Annotated in this window: 1 protein-coding gene; it reads left to right on the forward strand. The window is 41.0% G+C overall.

Annotated elements, in window-relative coordinates; all coding sequences use genetic code 11:
- Nucleotides 1-348 (forward strand): hypothetical protein (locus BIW15_RS25220; RefSeq protein ID WP_077281650.1); only part of this gene is annotated, 348 nt, incomplete at its 5' end.
- Between the last annotated feature and the right edge of the window lie 25 nt (nucleotides 349-373).

Below are 373 nucleotides of genomic sequence, written 5' to 3' on the forward strand. Positions count from 1 at the left end.
CGTGTCGGTGCAGTAAATGGGACAGGTAAGTGGGATACAAGAAAGATAAAAGAGCAATGCCAATGGACAATCTCAGCTCGGAATAGCGACAAAGTTGAGAAAGAGCATGTTGTGCCCATGGCTGAGGTTGTGCGCATCTTACTATCGTTAACTAACCCCCAAGTCTCTGATGTATATGATGTTATCGACAAGTACTGTGTCTACTGTATTGTCACGCCGAAAGAGCACAGTATTTTGAATGTAAAATACCAAAGAAAAATGCCATCAGAGTTCTGGGACAGTAACAGTGACTACTATATGGATGCTTGGGCAAGATACAAGTTGTCTAGTTTAGAGGTCGTATTTTAGTAGTGGTATAACAAACTGTTTAAGA

The sequence above is a fragment of the Vibrio sp. SALL6 genome, from assembly GCF_002002385.1.
Lineage (GTDB): Bacteria > Pseudomonadota > Gammaproteobacteria > Enterobacterales > Vibrionaceae > Vibrio > Vibrio parahaemolyticus.